The sequence below is a fragment of the Brucella pecoris genome, assembly GCF_006376675.1.
GTDB classification, from domain to species: Bacteria; Pseudomonadota; Alphaproteobacteria; order Rhizobiales; family Rhizobiaceae; genus Brucella; species Brucella pecoris.
In genome coordinates this window covers 550072-566443 of record NZ_VEWK01000002.1, presented here as the reverse complement: position 1 = coordinate 566443, position 16372 = coordinate 550072, and the positions used below count along the sequence as shown (strand labels likewise).

Below are 16372 nucleotides of genomic sequence, written 5' to 3'. Positions count from 1 at the left end.
GAGCCCGGTTTAGATTTAGGGTTCGTTTGGCCTGTTAGTGACAGTTCATACCCTGTTTGATGCGCATATAGCCAGGCAAGGTGCGAACATGGTCCTGACATGACACGAGGACATGCTTCTTCTACCATCACAAACAAATCTTCATCGCGGCTTCTTGAATGGAATGAATTTGACGTTTACGTTAAGGTAAATCAATTTGAGGACGTAGGACGCCTGTTTTGGACAATTGGACGCATTTGCGGCAGTCTCCAACTCTGCGACAGGGTAAGGCAGAATACGGGGAAACGGCGATCTTTTCGTACCGCCAGTGCTGACGGGCAGTCGGTTCATGGGTATTCGCGATTAGATCATGCACAAAAACAATTGGATGCGTCGTCTGGGCTACCTTAGTGAGAAGACGATGTTACACCGGACGGAGGGATGAATGTCTGAAGCCCCAGAATATGTAAACCAGGAGCTTCCCGAACGCGAGAGCATGGAATTCGACGTTGTGATCGTCGGCGCAGGCCCTGCGGGCCTTGCTGCGGCAATCCGTTTGAAGCAGGCGAATCCAGAGCTGTCCGTCGTCGTCCTCGAAAAGGGCGGGGAAGTCGGCGCGCATATTCTTTCCGGCGCTGTCGTTGATCCGGTAGGTATCGACCAGCTTCTGCCGGGCTGGCGCGAGGAAGAGGGGCACCCTTTCAAGACGCCGGTTACTGCCGATCATTTCCTCGTGCTGGGGCCCGCAGGTTCAGTACGCCTGCCGAATTTCGCCATGCCGCCTCTGATGAGCAATCATGGCAATTACATTGTGTCTTTGGGCAATGTCTGCCGCTGGCTCGGCACCAAAGCCGAAGAACTTGGCGTAGAAATCTATCCGGGTTTTGCAGCAACCGAGGTGCTCTACAATGACAAGGGCGCGGTCATCGGCGTCGCCACTGGCGATATGGGCGTCGAGCGCGACGGAACGCATGGGCCGAACTACACGCGCGGCATGGCGCTGCTCGGCAAATATACGCTGGTCGGCGAAGGCGCGCGCGGCTCGCTTGCCAAGCAGCTGATCACCAAGTTCAAGCTCGACGAAGGCCGTGAACCGGCGAAATACGGTATTGGCCTCAAGGAACTATGGCAGGTTGATCCTTCCAAGCACAAGCCGGGTCTGGTCCAGCACTCCTTCGGCTGGCCGCTCGACATGAAGACGGGCGGCGGCTCGTTCCTTTATCATCTGGAAGACAATATGGTTGCGGTCGGTTTCGTGCTGCATCTCAACTACAAGAACCCGTATCTGTCGCCGTTTGAAGAGTTCCAGCGTTTCAAGACGCATCCGGCCATCAAGGATGTCTTTGAGGGTGGCAAGCGTCTTTCCTATGGCGCACGTGCGATTACCGAAGGTGGCTTCCAGTCGGTGCCAAAGCTGTCGTTCCCGGGTGGAGCGCTCATCGGCTGCTCGGCTGGTCTGGTCAACGTGCCGCGCATCAAGGGCAGCCACAATGCGGTTCTTTCCGGCATTCTCGCTGCCGACAAGATCGCCGAGGCAATTACCGCAGGCCGCGCCAATGACGAGCCGGTCGAGATCGAGAACAATTGGCGTTCAAGCCTGATCGGCACGGATTTGAAGCGGGTGCGCAACGTCAAGCCGCTGTGGTCGAAGTTCGGCACGATTGCCGGCGTGGCGCTCGGTGGTCTCGATATGTGGACCAACCAGCTTTTCGGTTTCTCCATCTTTGGAACGCTGAAGCATGGCAAGACCGATGCGCAGTCGCTTGAGCCGGCTGCAAAACACGCGAAGATCGATTATCCGAAGCCGGATGGCGTTCTGACCTTTGATCGTCTGTCGTCGGTGTTCCTGTCGAACACGAACCATGACGAGAACGAGCCTGTGCATCTTCAGGTTCGCGACATGAAATTGCAGCAGACTTCCGAACACGACGTCTTCGCTGGTCCGTCGACGCGTTACTGCCCTGCGGGTGTTTATGAATGGGTGGATGCCGACGGCAACTCCGCAGCTGATCCGCAGGCAAAGGATGTGCGGTTTGTCATCAACGCTCAGAACTGCGTGCACTGCAAGACTTGCGACATCAAGGACCCGAACCAGAATATCAACTGGGTGCCGCCACAAGGTGGTGAGGGACCTGTTTACGTGAACATGTAATGTTTACGTGATGACACGAGAAAAAGGCGGTCTGGGACCGCCTTTTTTATTGCAGCATGACGGACTGGGTTTCCGGTTCTTCTTCATCTGGCCGAACGGGTGGTGGAACGGAAAAATCGAGCCGCACTGGCAGATGATCGGAGCCGGCATCTTCGCGAGCCGAAACCTCCGCCCCTCCGATTTCAGGGCTTACGAGTATCTGATCAATCGGCAGGCCGATATAAGGAGCGAGCTTAACAGGCAGTAGGTGCGTCATCCACGTGCCGCCAATACCGGTCATATGGCGGGTGCCTGAGGCACGTTCGACGCGGCGAACGGCATTGCTCCACGGCGCTGCATTGAAGTCACCGGCGACGACCAGAGGGCCTTTCAGCTTCTGCAGTTCTGGTTCGATGTAGCGGAGTTGATAGGGCTGCCAGCGCGGCCATGGCCATGAAAAGTGCAGTGCTGCGACATGCACGGTCGTTCCGCCGAAATTGATCGGCGCAATTGCGAGCAAACCATCGCCGACACAGGCCGTCTGTGCATCTTCGCTGAAAGGCCGCTTCGAAAGGATGCCCACGCCCCATGTGTTGGGATCATCAGCACAATTGAGATGGTAGGGATAGGAGCCTTGGAGAATGGTGAGCCACTTGGTCCATTGGTCGCTCGCCTCCTCATAGGTGATGACGTCCGGCTTCTCCCGCGCGATCATCTGGAGAATGCGTTTCGGTTCGGGATTGTCTTCGCGCAAATTGATCTGGACGAGACGGTAGCGTGCGCCGCCTTGTTCCTGCGCATGGGCGCCGGTGGAGCCGCTCAGGAAATCGCGTGCAGCACCAACAGTCGTGCTTAGAGCCATGACGGCAAAGAGTAGCAGCATCGCCGCCTCACGCCGCATCTTGGTGAAAAGCAAGGGAATGGTCAGCACTGCCAGCAGGACGGACAGATGAGCTCGAAAATGCGAAAAGGAATCGAGAGCCGGGTGCACCGCTCCAAGAAATCCCAGCACGAGCGGAACCGACAACGCGACAGCAGCCAGCAGCAACAGGAATGAAAGGTTTTCACGGCTTTTCGACATGAAATGCCTCTAGCTATCGAATACGGCGCGATGATGGAGCTGAAGGCAATTGGGAAGTTGGGAAATAAGGCAGTATGCTAAGAGCATCATATGTTGCTAACCAACATATGGCCCTACTGCCTTACTACCCTATTCCCCTAGTGTCACTGGAAAGCCGTCTCGTAGAAGCTGCGAAGCTTGCGGGAATGCAGCCGCTCATCCGGCATGGCCGCGATTTTTTCCATCGCGCGGATGCCGATGCGCAGATGCTGCGCCACCTGCCGCTTGTAGAATTCGGTCGCCATGCCCGGCAGTTTCAGTTCGCCGTGCAGCGGTTTGTCGGAAACACAGAGCAGGGTGCCGTAAGGCACACGGAAACGGAAACCATTGGCCGCAATTGTCGCTGACTCCATATCAAGTGCGACAGCACGCGCCTGCGAAAGACGCTGGACCGGGCCGCGCTGGTCGCGCAGTTCCCAGTTGCGATTATCGATGGTCGCGACCGTGCCGGTGCGCATAATCTGTTTCAAGTCATATCCCTCGAGACCGGTGATTTCCTCGACGGCTTCTTCCAGCGCAACCTGAATTTCCGCAAGTGCCGGCAATGGCACCCAGACGGGCAGATCGTCATCGAGAACATGATCCTCACGCATATAGGCGTGTGCCAAAACGTAATCGCCAAGCTGTTGGCTGTTGCGAAGGCCAGCGCAATGACCAAGCATCAACCAGGCGTGGGGGCGAAGCACCGCAATATGGTCGGTTATGGTCTTGGCGTTGGACGGTCCCACGCCAATATTGACCATCGTGATGCCCGAATGGTCGCCCCGTTGCAGGTGATAAGCTGGCATCTGCGGCAGTCGGGGCAGAGGGCTGCCACTGCTTGGTTCGGTCTCGCCCGCGCGCGTAATCAGATTGCCCGGTTCAACGAACTGTTCATAACCGCCGCCGCCTTCTGCCATCAATTCGCGCGCATAGGCGCAGAACTCGTCCATATAAAACTGGTAGTTTGTGAACAGCACGAAGTTCTGGAAATGCGCCGGGCTTGTCGCCGTGTAGTGCGCCAGCCGATGCAGTGAATAATCGACGCGCTGGGCAGTGAATGGTGCAAGCGGCATCGGTTCGCCGGGGGCGGGCTCGAAATCGGCATTGACGATCTTGTCGTCGGTCGCCGCCAGATCGGGTACATCGAACAGATCACGCAGCGGATGCGTGAAGGCGTTGGCGACGGAAGCCTCGACATAGGTGCCTTCCTTGAAGGCAAAATGGATCGGGATCGGCGTCGACGATTCCTTCACGGTCACGGTCACACCGTGATTGCGCATCAGGAGGCGAATCTGCTCGTTCAGATAATGATCGAACAAGTCGGGCCGCGTGATGTTTGCGGAATAATCACCTGGCGTCGAGACATGGCCATAGGCCAGCCGTGAATCCACATGAGCGAAGCTGGATGTGGATAGACAGATCTCGGGATAATAAGCGCGGTAACGCTGCGGTGGAATTTCGCCGCGCGCAACCTTCTCGAACGCATCGCGCAGGAAGGCGGTATTGCGATCATATAGTTTTTGCAGGGCGGCAACCGCCGCACCGGCGTCGTTGAAAACCTCCGGGTCAACAGTCGGAGGTGTTTTGATCTCGGTCAAAAATGGATGTTCGATTCGCTGTGTCATGGCCTAGTGTCGTGATCTCGAAGTTCGCCTGTGTTTCGATATCGTAGTCGTAAGCGAACTTCGAGATCGAAACGACACTAGGAAACCAAGCTGCTAGTGTCCTTCTGATTCTGAAATTTGCATCTCGCTTGATATCATTCCCAATGCAAATTTCAGAATCAGGACACTAGTATAGCAAAACCGATGACCGTTACATGACCCAGTTTATGCGGCGCGCTGCAGGCTTACATAAAGTACGAGGCCGACGCCGCTCATCTGGGAATGCTGGCCAATCTGCGTGTAGGCGAAGGTGGCTGCCGGACCGGTGAAAATGGCGGTGAAAAAGAAAACCCGAAGGGCGATTGCGGCGATGGTCCGGGTTTTTTTCATGGCCGCTCTCCGACAGGCTTCTGGGTGAACGCGGCGACAGGTCCGATTACCGGTTGATCCCGGTAGAGGTTGTACCTCTGGTCAGCGAAAATGCTGGCAACAGCGGCAAAGCCAGCGATCATCAGGCAGACAATTGTTAAACGTCGAAGCATACCGGTTGGCCCCCAAAGCCGTAATGATTTCTGTTCTCCCTCATCAATTTAGCCATTGCGCCTGAACCCTCCCTGAGAGGGTCGTTCATGCGGCGTTCAAAAATATTGATGTTCCGTTTATTGCGGTGTGTGGCTCTTGTGCCTGCTGGAAAGGGACTTATGTTTTCCATCATTGGAATGCGGGAACATAAGTCCCGCTCAACGTCAGGATCAGCGGGAGAGAGCCCATGGCCGAACAGACCAAGCCCATCGAGTTGTATTATTGGCCGACACCGAACGGTTTCAAGATCAGCATTATGCTGGAAGAGCTGGGCGTTCCCTACGAGGTCAAGTATGTCAATATCGGCAAGGGCGATCAGTTTCAGCCGGACTTTTTGAAGATTGCTCCTAACAACCGTATGCCCGCCATCATCGATCCGGAAGGGCCGGGCGGCCAGCCGATCTCGGTGTTCGAGTCTGGAGCTATACTGCAGTATCTCGGGCGGAAGTTCGGTAAGTTCTATCCGACCGACGAACGCAAGCGCGTCGCAGTTGACGAATGGCTGATGTGGCAGATGGGTGGCCTCGGCCCGATGTCCGGGCAGGCCGGGCATTTCCGTGTCTATGCGCCGGAAAAGGTTCAGTACGGCATCGACCGCTATACCAACGAGGTTAACCGTCTCTATGGTGTGTTGAACACGCAGCTTGAAGGCAAGGAATACATTGCAGGCGAATATTCAATTGCCGACATGGCTTCGATCGGCTGGATCAATGCCCATAAGAACTACGACCAGAACCTGGATGATTTCCCGAATCTGAAGCGCTGGCATGAGACAATGAATGCGCGCCCTGCGGTTCAGCGTGGTCTGCTTGTCGGGAAAGAAGAGCGAGAAAAATCCAATCTGGCGACGGACAAGGAAGCCCAGAAAATTCTCTTTGGCCAACAGGCACGCTGAATAAGCGATCAAAAGAAAGGGCAGCTTCGAGGTTGCCCTTTCTTATTCTGGATGCCACTGAATATTACTGGCGCGTGAGGCTCTCGCTCTTGCAGATCAGGCCGCCCATCACGCAGCCGGAAAGTGAAAGCGTGTTGCCCTTGACGCTGGCTTTGCCGGTATAGGTTTTGCCCTCGTCGAGCTTGTTGACCTCACCCTTGTAGCTGCCGCCCGTGCCTGACATCGTGCCGATGGACTTGCCCTTGTACTCGCCGGTCTGCACCGTACCGCAGAACTTGTTGGCGCCGCAGGACGCATAGCTGATGATCGTGCCGTTCGGGCGCTTCCACGTGCCGACGATCCCTTCGTCGGCAAGGGCAGGGGCGGCAAAAGTGGCTGCAAGCGTCATTCCAAGAATAAGTGTGCGGATCATTCTTTCCTCCCAAATCGCCGCCAGTCCCGGCTTTGCCGGTCGCAACGATGAAACCGCTGTGATGCGTTTTGAAGTTTGAGACAGAAGCCCTCCTCGAACATCCGTCAAGCTTACGCAAACGTAAACGTAAACCAGTTTTTGGCGAAGCGGAAGAGGGATATTTGTGTCTCGCTTGGCACCTGAAATACTGCCCTTTTTACACACACAGCCGCATTCGAATGTTGTCTATAGTTAGCAACTGGTTTCGTTCGACCGTGCGGATTTGAATCGAATTTTTGCAAAAATCCAGCAATCGGCGACACTTGCGTGTTTAACAAAATCCCAAGTTTACCCCTTGTTCGGATTTTGTTGGTTGCTCGTTAAGCATCTGGTTTAACGCGCATTTCAACCCTTTCCCGTAGATTTGAGAGCATGAACGGAACGACAGAGACGGCAGTTTCAAAGCAATGAAATCAGGCTTTGAAAATAAAGACTGGACGGTTCTCGGGATTTAACAGGGACAGAGAAAAATGGCACAGTTTCAGAGCTTCTCGAATACGCACAACGCAGTCGCACAGGATCGCATTCTTCTCGAAATGGGCATGAAATTTGCCATCGGCCGTGATTGCGAGATCGACGTGGTGGAAGCCCACAAGTGGCTGAACATTGCCGCCATCCGCGGCAGCGAGAAGGCCGCCCGTATGCGCAATCAGGTGGCAGCGACGATGAGCAAGGGCGAACTGGCAGCAGCGCTGCGCGGTGCGCGTGAGTGGATGACCGCCCACTGACTGGCAAGATAGTCGTTATGAAAAAAGCCACCTTCAAGGCGGCTTTTTTGTTGACTCAGCTTATACCGAGATACCGGCCCGGTTTGTGGTTGATTGCGATGATGAGGTTCATGGCAATCGCCCCGATCAGGGAAAGCACCATGTTTTCCCACGGGATAAAGAACAGCGAGATCAGCATGATAAGGACATCGAGGCCGAGCTGAAACCAGCCGGCTCTTATCCCATAAGCGTCCTGTAGATAGAGCGCCAATATATTGACGCCGCCGACGCCGGAGCGGTGCCGGAAAAGTGCCAGCACCCCCATACCCATCAGGGTGCCGCCCATGAGTGCTGCGAAGAGCGGATTGACGCTTGAGAAATCGACACTCATGGGCATCAGTCGAGCAAAGCCCGACATCATGGCCACTGCGACAAAGGTTCTGATGGTGAACGCCCAACCCATTCGACGCGCGGCGAAATAATAGAATGGCAGATTGATCAGGAAATAGAGCAATCCGAATTCCGTGCCTGTTGCATACTGGATGAGAAGGGCGATACCAGCCGTGCTGCCGGTCATCAGCATAGCCTGACTATAAAGCGTAATGCCGAGCGCAATGAAGGACGTGCCGATCAGCATAGCCATCGCATCTTCATAGAGGCGGTGACGGTCTGATGCGGCGGCTTTCGACGCATCGATGAGCGGGGCGGCGTTATCAGCGATATCGGCCACGTGGAAACTCCAGAACAGCGAGAAGCCGGTAATCCGGCAAATAGATTACGGTGCCGGAATGAATTCCGGCTTGTCATGCATTCGCGCTGTGCAGAGGGTTGGGTCAAAGCACGCGGCGTCAAGTCTTGGGAGACGGTTAAATATAACAGCCGTTTCGACGCTTCGCACGGCTTGAAATATTGTTATTTCACGGTCGTGTTTGTAGATTTATCGCAATTGCGACGGCTGTTTGTTTTGATTTATTTCGTGCGTCATCTGCGCGAGGAAGCGTTTGACGTCAAGCGGGCTGCGCAAATGACGCTTGGCGAGATGCTGAGGCGCACCTTCCAGAAAGGCCAGTGCGCGAATGCGACCGTTCTTGCGATAGCCTGCCACCCATTTCAGGAAGCCCCAGTCGAAACGCTCCACACAACCTTCCGCCATATCCGGGCGTGAGCGTCCGTAATGGATTATGGTTCTTTTGAATACACGCCACAGGCGACGCACGGTCGATATATCGAGAAAAACGAGTATCGGCTCGCGATGCACGATAAATCATAGTTTCGCTATGATTGCCCTCGAATATCCATGTGTCCTGATCTGCTGCTTCGTTGGTAAGACGGCCGATCTCGTCACGCGGGCGCATTATCCAGCCCGGTTGCCAGTAGAGGGTATCGATATGAATGACCGGTAAGCCGGTAATCTCGCCTAGCCTACGCGCAAGGCTTGATTTTCCCGAACCGGCGCCGCCTATGATCATGATCCGCTCTATCACCTGCATCGTCTCCGGATTTTAACTCTGTTCGAATAAAAATCGGACATGAGGTAGGAAGTACTATAATTTTACTTCATGCCACCTGCATGACCATAACGAGCAAAGAAAGCCCGTTAGAAAATTTGTATTGAGCTGAAGGTAATATTCACCGAATGATTGACAGTCAACTTTGTGGAGCGCAATGTTGGCGTATAAACGGAACGGGTCAGAGCAACAATGACATCTACCGTTCCTCTATATTAGTAAGATCGCAAGGCGTAAAAGGTACCGAGTGATCGAAAGAGCTGCATTCGATAGGGAGTGACAAGATGTCAATTCGAACCATCACCGCCATGGCCGGCACCGCCATGATCATGAGTGCTGCTGCATTTGCCTTTTCATCGCCCGCCAACGCCCTGACGATGAAAGAATGTAGCGCAAAATATCAGTCTGCCAAAGATGCTGGCACGCTTGGCGACATGAAATGGAACGATTTCCGCAAGGCGCAATGTGGAGACGACGCAGATGCTGCCGCAGCACCGTCAGCTCCAGCCAAAAAGGCAACCAAGAGTGCAGCCGCCCCTGCCGCAGACGACAGTGCCAAGGGCCTGACAATGAAGGAATGTAGCGCGAAATATCAAGCTGCCAAAGATGCTGGCACGCTTGGCGGCATGAAATGGAACGATTTCCGCAAGGCGCAATGCGGTGCAAATGCCGCCGCAGCTCCTGCACCTGCTTCTCCAGCTAAGAAAACGGCAAAAAGCACTGCTGCTGATGACAGCGCCAAGGGCTTAACGATGAAGCAGTGCAGCGCCAAGTATCAGGCGGCAAAAGACGCTGGTGTTGACAATGTTGCAAAATGGAACGATTTCCGCAAGGCTGAATGCGGACCTGGTGCAGATCCAGTTGCCTTCAGCACCGACGGTACCAGTGAACCAACTGCCCCAACGGTTGCGGCGCCCAGAGGCGTCAAATTTCCAACGGCAGTTTCTGCAAAGTTTTCGAACGAATCAGCTGGCAAGGCTCGTATGCACACCTGCCTCGAGCAGTATTATAGGCTGAAAGATGCCAATGCATTGGGTGGTTTGAAGTGGATTCAAAAAGGTGGCGGTTACTACAGCCTCTGCAATGCACGCCTGAAAGGCAATTCCTGATTTGATCAGGATTATTCGAATAAGAAGGGGCCTATTTTCCCCTTCTTATTTGGTTCGTGAGAACCAGCCCGCGACCGCGACTGCGAGCCAGCCAAGTATCATCAACGATCCACCTATCGGCGCGGCCATTGGAAATATCCGGTCACTTGTCATGTCACGCATGAAGAGGTCGCCGCAGAACAGGGCGAGACCGATCACAAGTAATGCGCCGCCCAGATAAGCGGTACGGCTGAACGGTACAATGAGAGATAGCACCAGAAATGCGGGCGCATGGCCGAGGAGCAGGGGAGCGATGTTGCCCAGATGGTTCTCTCCACCATGGGCGGCTCCCGCATAAGCGGCAATTGCAAGGGCACCGCACAGCCCGGCAAGCGTGCTGAAAAGAATGTTCTGAGACCGACTGTCGGATCGAATCTTCATATGGGTCTCCACCGTTCAGGCAGTTTCGCGAGAATCCGCGTGTTTCCGGGCTTCCTCCAAGGCGGCAGGAAGGGCTGCTTCGAAGAGATCGAGTTGCTGCTCGATGCCAACACTTACGCGAATGCAACGATCCAGAACCTGGGCGCCCGGTTTGCGTACGAAAATATCACGCGCTATCAGTCCATTCAGAACCGCAGTGGCAAATGCTCCGCCCCTGCCGCAATCGATAGCGACAAAATTTGTAGCGGATGGGATGGCCGAAAGGCCGTTTGCCTCAGCGATTGCAGCGATGCGATCGCGCCCTGCCTGTATTTTCGCGACTACGTCACGCAGATAAGCCTGATCCTTGAGGGCGGCGATGGCTGCTGCCTGCGCAAGGCGATTCACTGCGAAATGATCGCGAATCTTGTCGAAAGACTTGATGGTTTCGGCGCTGCCGACAACATATCCACATCGGATTCCCGCTAGACCATAGGCCTTGGAGAAGGTGCGCATCCGAAGAATGTTGGGTCGGTCGGTTTCAAAAGGCGGGAAGGCGGACGCTGGCCCTGTTTCGCAATAAGCTTCATCCAGAATGAGGAGGGTGGTTTCAGGAACGCGCTCGATGAAGGATTGAATGTCCGAACCTATATGCCAGGTTCCCATCGGATTGTCCGGATTGGCGAGGTACAGAATTGCAGCATCTTGCTTGCGGGCCGAATCGAGCAGGCCGTCGAGGTCCGATTTGTCGTTGATATAAGGAACAGTAACCAGGTTTCCGCCATAACCCGCAACGTGGTAGTTGAAGGTTGGGTAGCCGCCCAGCGAGTTGATGACCCTGTCACCTTCCTGAACATATTGTCTGACTACCAGCCCGAGCAAGGCGTCGACACCTGCTCCCGGCATAATGTGTTGCGGCTTTACGCCGTGATGTGCGGCAATGGCATGGCGCAGTTCATAGTTTTCAGGATCGCCATACTTCCAGATTTCGCTCGCTTCGGTCCGAATTGCATCAAGGACAGACGGCGCTGGACCAAAACTGCTTTCATTCGCGCCGACCCGTGCCTTGAAAGGCTTTCCGCGCTGTAGCTCCACCGTTTCGGGGCCGATAAAAGGAACAGTAGAAGGCAAGCTTGCGACGAGTGGTGTAAGGCGAGGCGATCCCATGGCGATTTCCAGTCGATTCTCAGTCCATCAACGTGTGAGGAGGGCAGTCGAAGAGCTGGAGAAAATCTTATCCACCTACGCCTGTCCAACTCGGAAGGCATAGCAACTTGCAGTGACTGGTGCCATCACAATGATTCTAGTCGATTGAATAATCCAAGCGAACGATCAGGCTTGCTGTCCGCCAATCGAGTTAAACGATAAGGATCTGCAGAGTGAAACGGGTCGGAACCCGAACATCTGCACGCCTCAGGGGCGCGTGCGCACCGTCGGTGTTTCACAACCAGAAGCCCAACGCGCAGTGCCGGAGCCATCAAAAACGCCTGTCGATCTGATTGAACCAGATCGACGTTCCAAACATTCAACCATATCGCACCTTGTCCGAAACCGGTTTACCCATTCCGAGATGCGTTTTAGTGGACCTCGAGCACTTTCACGCATGAATCGAGATCATGTGTCGCCAAATGAGCGTAACGCATGGTCATCTGGAGTGTCTGGTGCCCCAGCCACATCTGAACACGACGGATATCGATCCCGCCCCGGACGAGACGGGATGCGCAGGTATGACGTAGAATATGCGGAACGACCTGATCGTCCGTACCAAGACCGACTTCCATCTTCGCTTCATTCCAGATCTGGCGGAACCGGACCTGATTGAGCATGGAGAAGGGGCCTTTGAGCTTCTCATGCGGGATATGTGCAGCCTTGCGGGCACGGCGGGTGAGTGGGACAGTGCGGCTGCGATTTGATTTGGTGAGCCAGAACGTAACCCGCTGATCCTGAACATCGTTCCAGGTGACACCGATTGCTTCTCCAAGGCGGCAGCCCGTGTCGACAAGGAAAAGGGAAAGCCGATAACTATCTTCACAGCGCGACTTGATCGCGGCGAAAAGGCGCTTTTCTTCCTCATACTCAAGGAATCGAATACGTCCCACACGCTCCTTCTGCCGGACGAATTCCGGTAGATTAAAGATATCTCCCATCTTGTGCGCCTTTCGCAGCAGCTTGCTCAGCGCAGCCATCTTTCGATTGATGGTTGCATTGCTGTTGCCACGCTCACGAAGCGAACCGATGACGGAATCAAGCATTTGCTGATCGAAACCTGAAAAGCGTTCACTCTTCAAAATCTCATCAATCTCGCCTAGAAACGACTTCACATTATACTTGTGTGATCCATCATCCCACAGGATGTTGATATATTTCCCCGTCAGTTCCGCCACTGAAAATTGCTCGACGAGCCGGTGGTTCGGACTTTTGCTGGATGTATACTTTAAGTGGTAGTCGACTATCGGCGCAAACTTGTCGCCCGTGTCGATCTTCGTTTCCCCAACGACGATCATTGCACGCCCCCCTTTGATATATGAGGCATACAACTAATGAAATAATTCCCGGAGCACAAGATAAGTGAGCTAACTTTATGCGGAGACATGATTAGACCTTTCTAAAAGACCATGTTTGCCCCCAGCTTTCTGTCGTCCCCGAATTCCCCTCGTTTATCGATCCTTTTCGAAATTCCCTGTTCGAAAGGATCGTGTCACTTAATCGTAAGCGGTGTTTTAAATGGATGTGCGCCAACGGTTTCCCATTGGCGCATTTTTCAACGTCGCTCTTATTAGAACGAGCGCTGGAAGCGAAGCATGCCCTGGAATGCATCCTTGGTAACACGCAGAGGATGGTCATCGTCCCAACGGGTGTAGGAGACTTCAGGCGTAATGGTGAAGCCTGGAACCAGCTGATAGGCAACGTTTGCGGTAACTGCGGTCTTGCCCCAGTCTTCGTATGCAGCCTGCACGTTGATGACAGCCTTTTCAGAGGCCTTGTACTTCAAGCCACCCCAAACGGCCCAGTCGCCGCCCCACTGACCGTACATCTGATCGTTAGACTCTTCGGAGGAATAACCAGCCTGCACCCAGACAGAGAACTGGTCGGTGAGGTTTACGTCACCGCGAACCTTGGCTGCCCATTCTTCAATAACGGAGTCATAAGCAACTACAGCTGCGATTGCACCCCAGCCACCGGCGTATTTCACGCCACCAACGACATGCGGAACATAGTCGTTGACAACATAGCCTTCGCCGCCTTCTTCCAGAGCAACAGTCGCCGAGAAGCCGTTACCACCGGTGAAGGTGTAAGAAATCTTGCCAGTACGATAAGCACCTGCAGCTACAACATCGTCGTTGATGACATCGCCAAGATAGCCAGTGAACGTATGGAACGACGATTCGTCGAGACCTACGCGAAGGCCGCCAAGTTCGATATAAGCGAATTGCAGCGTGGTCGACTGACGATCAGCGCCATAGCCTTCAAAGCCGGTGTCACCGAGATTTCCTGGAACGGCGTCCCACTGAAAGCGGTTTTCGGTAAACGTACGAAGAGTACCCAGTTCCGTTTCAGTCGCAGTATGCGTGCGCAGTGCGAAACGTGCACGCTTCACCCAGCCACCCAGTTCAACGCCAGAATAGGCATCATCGCCACCCTTTACGTCGTAACGAACGTAACCGGAAATACGCAGGCAGGTTTCGGTGCCTGGGATGTAGAAGTAGCCGGCGCCATAAGCATCGCAGACGCGGACATATTCAACGGCTTCTGGCTCTGGCGCGACGATTGCGTCGGCAGCCTGAGCGCCGGAAGCTGCAACCAGAGCTGCAGCGGAGCCAAGGAGAAGGCTCTTGATGTTCATTTCTGACCTCCAGTCAAGAATCGAAGGCTTCTACAATAAATATGTATTTTCAATGCGTTATGGAATTTGCGGATTCAAAACTCAAAAAGTCAGCAAATCGGAAGTGATCCAACATGCGTCGAAAACGGTGCGTAAAAGCACGGAATCGCATATCGCGAGGCAATCTGGATCTGATTTTTGTGAAGAGATTTGCTTGAGGCAGCTGGCGGAGAGGATGGGATTCGAACCCACGAGACCCTTATGAGGTCTACTCCCTTAGCAGGGGAGCGCCTTCGACCACTCGGCCACCTCTCCGGTAAGGGCGAGATAGCCGGTACGCTTTGTCATTTCAAGCGAATTGCGCGCCAACTGGTAAAATTTCCTGCGAATTATCGCACTTTATATATACGCAATCAGAAATATGCGTGGAATCGGCCGCTTTCACCAGGCGTCGGCAGCCTCATTTCAAGCTGTATAACAAGAAAGATTCGCACCCAAATCAGCTAATGTGGCAGTACGCGACGGTGCTTTGACATATTCTCCACTCGGAGCACGGGAAGTCATGGATTCGCGGGCTGAAAACGGGGACGATGCCAAATATCGCGTGTTTTCAAGCGTTAAGACCCGTTAATTCGCGTTCACTCATGTTAATAAACCCTAAACAGCCCACCCTGAAATGGGCAATTTCGTGTCTTTTCTGCAACAACCCTCCCTCATAGAAGCACGAGAAAGGTTGGGAGAGTGCATTCGATGTTGAAACGAGAAAGCGGGCGAGTATCTTCACATCCAGAAGAAGGAGCGCTTCGGGGCGACTTTTTCAAAAGGGGATGGGGACAGGTTGTCCTTCAGCCAAATCAGAATGCCCAGACCCATTTTTAACTTTGACTGGAGGTCAGAAATGAACATCAAGAGCCTTCTCCTTGGCTCCGCTGCAGCTCTGGTTGCAGCTTCCGGCGCTCAGGCAGCCGACGCAATCGTCGCACCAGAGCCAGAAGCCGTTGAATATGTCCGCGTCTGCGATGCTTACGGCGCTGGCTACTTCTACATCCCAGGCACCGAAACCTGCCTGCGTATCCATGGTTATGTTCGTTACGACGCAGCTGGCGGCGACAACGTATATGCTCGTGTACGTAGCGACCTGGACCGTGACACTTGGGATAAGCAGGCCCGTGCAACGCTCCGTTTCTCGACCGCTTCGGAAACCGAACTCGGCACTCTGAAGACCTTCACCGAGCTGCGTTACAACTGGACCGGCGGCGGTAACGGTGAAGCAACCACTCCAGTATCGGGCAACGAAAACAGCTCGCTGCGCTACGCTTACATTCAGCTCGGTGGCCTGCGCGTTGGTCTCGATGAATCGGCCTTCGTGACCTTCCCTGGTTACCTCGGCAACGTCATCAACGACGACGTGATCCTCGCTGGCGGCTACCGCACCAACCTCATCAGCTACACCTTCACCGGCGGCAACGGCTTCTCGGCCATCCTGTCGCTCGAAGAAGGCGGCAACGGCGACGCTGACGTTGACGTAACGCTGAACGACTACACGCCGCACATCGTTGGCGGTCTGAAGTACGCTGGCGGCTGGGGTTCCATTGCAGCTGTTGCAGCTTACGACGCTCGTAACGAAGAGTGGGCCGGTAAGGTTCGCGGCGACGTAAACATCACCGACCGTTTCTCGCTCTGGGTTCAGGGTGGCTACAAGTCTAACGACGACCATTACGCGACCAACGTTGCTGGTGAATCCTACCGCGTAATCGACTCGTTCTACGGCACGTGGGGCGGCGATTGGGCTGTCTGGGGTGGCGCTGCATTCAAGGCAACCGAAAAGGCTACCTTCAACCTGCAGCTCGCTTATGACGACTCCGAAACTTTCGCAGCAACCGCAAATGTTGCTTACGAACTGGTTCCGGGCTTCACGATCACCCCGGAAGTTTCGTACACCAAGTGGGAAGACAAGAACACGAGCCTCAACGGCGAAGACGCCTTCCAGGGCATGGTTCGTTTCCAGCGTTCGTTCTAATCCCTTTGGGATTGTTCAAAAAAACCCGGCAGCATCGCTGCCGGGTTTTTTGTTTGCCGATT

The 16372-nt window shown here is 54.4% G+C and carries 15 protein-coding genes and 1 tRNA gene; 5 read left to right on the top strand and 11 right to left on the bottom strand.

The features are described from left to right. Positions 1-424: 424 nt before the first annotated feature. Positions 425-2131, top strand: coding sequence for an electron transfer flavoprotein-ubiquinone oxidoreductase (locus FIB18_RS06115; protein ID WP_043062624.1), 1707 nt, complete (start codon positions 425-427; stop codon positions 2129-2131). A gap of 46 nt (positions 2132-2177) precedes the next feature. On the opposite strand, the gene FIB18_RS06110 is transcribed toward FIB18_RS06115, so the two are convergent. The 3 genes from FIB18_RS06110 to FIB18_RS24960 form a co-directional block, all read right to left on the bottom strand. After that, entirely contained in the window at positions 2178-3191 is a 1014-nt protein-coding gene (locus tag FIB18_RS06110) for an endonuclease/exonuclease/phosphatase family protein (protein WP_012092431.1), read from the bottom strand. 143 nt (positions 3192-3334) lie between these two features. Further along, entirely contained in the window at positions 3335-4837 is a 1503-nt protein-coding gene (locus FIB18_RS06105; protein ID WP_040129540.1) for an AMP nucleosidase, read from the bottom strand. A gap of 204 nt (positions 4838-5041) precedes the next feature. Continuing rightward, complete coding sequence (locus FIB18_RS24960; protein ID WP_167387075.1) at positions 5042-5206, bottom strand: hypothetical protein; 165 nt, start codon at positions 5204-5206, stop codon at positions 5042-5044. A 379-nt stretch (positions 5207-5585) separates the two neighbouring features. Between FIB18_RS24960 and FIB18_RS06100 the strand changes: the two genes are divergently transcribed. Beyond that, positions 5586-6293: a glutathione binding-like protein gene (locus FIB18_RS06100; protein ID WP_140019859.1), complete on the top strand. Its 708-nt coding sequence runs from the start codon at positions 5586-5588 to the stop codon at positions 6291-6293. Positions 6294-6357: 64 nt separating this feature from the next. Here the strand turns inward: FIB18_RS06100 and FIB18_RS06095 are convergent, their stop codons facing one another. After that, positions 6358-6705, bottom strand: a complete 348-nt coding sequence (locus FIB18_RS06095) for a DUF2147 domain-containing protein (RefSeq protein ID WP_010661613.1) — start codon at positions 6703-6705, stop codon at positions 6358-6360. A 509-nt stretch (positions 6706-7214) separates the two neighbouring features. Here FIB18_RS06095 and FIB18_RS06090 point away from each other — a divergent pair. After that, positions 7215-7472, top strand: a complete 258-nt coding sequence (locus tag FIB18_RS06090) for a hypothetical protein (protein ID WP_010661614.1) — start codon at positions 7215-7217, stop codon at positions 7470-7472. Between the two features lie 55 nt (positions 7473-7527). Here the strand turns inward: FIB18_RS06090 and FIB18_RS06085 are convergent, their stop codons facing one another. Together FIB18_RS06085 and FIB18_RS25150 are read right to left on the bottom strand one after the other, a co-directional pair. Beyond that, positions 7528-8181: a YitT family protein gene (locus FIB18_RS06085; protein WP_140019858.1), complete on the bottom strand. Its 654-nt coding sequence runs from the start codon at positions 8179-8181 to the stop codon at positions 7528-7530. A gap of 207 nt (positions 8182-8388) precedes the next feature. After that, positions 8389-8709 (bottom strand): P-loop NTPase family protein, encoded by a 321-nt coding sequence (locus FIB18_RS25150; protein ID WP_235823002.1) that lies wholly within the window; start codon positions 8707-8709, stop codon positions 8389-8391. Between the two features lie 534 nt (positions 8710-9243). On the opposite strand from FIB18_RS25150, the gene FIB18_RS06075 reads away from it, so the two are divergent. Then, positions 9244-10068: an antifreeze protein gene (locus FIB18_RS06075; protein WP_140019857.1), complete on the top strand. Its 825-nt coding sequence runs from the start codon at positions 9244-9246 to the stop codon at positions 10066-10068. Positions 10069-10113: 45 nt separating this feature from the next. On the opposite strand, the gene FIB18_RS06070 is transcribed toward FIB18_RS06075, so the two are convergent. The 5 genes from FIB18_RS06070 to FIB18_RS06050 all read right to left on the bottom strand — a co-directional run bounded on the left by FIB18_RS06070 (position 10114) and on the right by FIB18_RS06050 (position 14605). Next, complete coding sequence (locus tag FIB18_RS06070) at positions 10114-10488, bottom strand: DUF423 domain-containing protein (RefSeq protein ID WP_140019856.1); 375 nt, start codon at positions 10486-10488, stop codon at positions 10114-10116. A gap of 15 nt (positions 10489-10503) precedes the next feature. Beyond that, entirely contained in the window at positions 10504-11634 is a 1131-nt protein-coding gene (locus tag FIB18_RS06065; RefSeq protein WP_140019855.1) for a pyridoxal phosphate-dependent aminotransferase, read from the bottom strand. A 410-nt stretch (positions 11635-12044) separates the two neighbouring features. After that, positions 12045-12971, bottom strand: a complete 927-nt coding sequence (locus FIB18_RS06060; RefSeq protein WP_140019854.1) for a tyrosine-type recombinase/integrase — start codon at positions 12969-12971, stop codon at positions 12045-12047. Positions 12972-13243: 272 nt separating this feature from the next. Then, positions 13244-14311: a porin gene (locus tag FIB18_RS06055; RefSeq protein ID WP_010661621.1), complete on the bottom strand. Its 1068-nt coding sequence runs from the start codon at positions 14309-14311 to the stop codon at positions 13244-13246. 203 nt (positions 14312-14514) lie between these two features. Beyond that, positions 14515-14605: transfer RNA gene (locus tag FIB18_RS06050), tRNA-Ser, on the bottom strand. A 583-nt stretch (positions 14606-15188) separates the two neighbouring features. On the opposite strand from FIB18_RS06050, the gene FIB18_RS06045 reads away from it, so the two are divergent. Beyond that, entirely contained in the window at positions 15189-16310 is a 1122-nt protein-coding gene (locus tag FIB18_RS06045) for a porin (RefSeq protein ID WP_010661622.1), read from the top strand. Positions 16311-16372: the final 62 nt, after the last annotated feature.

Coding starts and splice junctions, on each gene's coding strand:
- FIB18_RS06115 (WP_043062624.1), top strand. CDS start 425: ATGTCTGAAGCCCCAGAATATGTAAACCAGGAGCTTCCCGAACGCGAG.
- FIB18_RS06110 (WP_012092431.1), bottom strand. CDS start 3,191: ATGTCGAAAAGCCGTGAAAACCTTTCATTCCTGTTGCTGCTGGCTGCT.
- FIB18_RS06105 (WP_040129540.1), bottom strand. CDS start 4,837: ATGACACAGCGAATCGAACATCCATTTTTGACCGAGATCAAAACACCT.
- FIB18_RS24960 (WP_167387075.1), bottom strand. CDS start 5,206: ATGAAAAAAACCCGGACCATCGCCGCAATCGCCCTTCGGGTTTTCTTT.
- FIB18_RS06100 (WP_140019859.1), top strand. CDS start 5,586: ATGGCCGAACAGACCAAGCCCATCGAGTTGTATTATTGGCCGACACCG.
- FIB18_RS06095 (WP_010661613.1), bottom strand. CDS start 6,705: ATGATCCGCACACTTATTCTTGGAATGACGCTTGCAGCCACTTTTGCC.
- FIB18_RS06090 (WP_010661614.1), top strand. CDS start 7,215: ATGGCACAGTTTCAGAGCTTCTCGAATACGCACAACGCAGTCGCACAG.
- FIB18_RS06075 (WP_140019857.1), top strand. CDS start 9,244: ATGTCAATTCGAACCATCACCGCCATGGCCGGCACCGCCATGATCATG.
- FIB18_RS06070 (WP_140019856.1), bottom strand. CDS start 10,488: ATGAAGATTCGATCCGACAGTCGGTCTCAGAACATTCTTTTCAGCACG.
- FIB18_RS06065 (WP_140019855.1), bottom strand. CDS start 11,634: ATGGGATCGCCTCGCCTTACACCACTCGTCGCAAGCTTGCCTTCTACT.
- FIB18_RS06060 (WP_140019854.1), bottom strand. CDS start 12,971: ATGATCGTCGTTGGGGAAACGAAGATCGACACGGGCGACAAGTTTGCG.
- FIB18_RS06055 (WP_010661621.1), bottom strand. CDS start 14,311: ATGAACATCAAGAGCCTTCTCCTTGGCTCCGCTGCAGCTCTGGTTGCA.
- FIB18_RS06045 (WP_010661622.1), top strand. CDS start 15,189: ATGAACATCAAGAGCCTTCTCCTTGGCTCCGCTGCAGCTCTGGTTGCA.